Raw genomic sequence first — 402 nt, forward strand, 5'->3', positions numbered from 1 at the left:
AAAAATAATTTTTAATTTAACACTATTGTTTAAGTAACCATTTTACCAAATAACCCCAAAAATAAAATGATACGTAAAATTGTAGATTACCAAAAACTGAATCAAGATATTTTAAATCTTCTTGTAGAAAAGTTTCCTGATGGGTATGATGATGATGACATTATATCGTTCAGAAATGCTAAAAACGAAATAATTGAAGCTGTTGAAGTTAAAACAGATGATACCGTTTATTTAGTAAAAGTTGGTAAGCGCCTGGTACAGGCAATGCAAGATTTTGGAGACGATGATGATGATAATGATGACGACTCTAATGACACGCCACCACCAACGCCAGAAGGCGACTTTGATGACGATGAAAATTAATTATAAGATTCCTTTTTACAACGCATGAAAACCGCAGTT

General features: G+C 32.1%; 1 protein-coding gene. It reads left to right on the forward strand.

Annotated elements, in window-relative coordinates:
- Positions 1 to 66: 66 nt before the first annotated feature.
- Positions 67 to 363: a hypothetical protein gene (locus FUA24_RS01225; RefSeq protein ID WP_147135065.1), complete on the forward strand. Its 297-nt coding sequence runs from the start codon at positions 67 to 69 to the stop codon at positions 361 to 363.
- The last annotated feature ends 39 nt before the right edge of the window (positions 364 to 402 follow it).

Source organism: Seonamhaeicola marinus, assembly GCF_008085455.1.

Bases quoted from the DNA above. Each gene is read 5' to 3' on its own strand.
- FUA24_RS01225 (WP_147135065.1), top strand. From the start codon at position 67: ATGATACGTAAAATTGTAGATTACCAAAAACTGAATCAAGATATTTTA.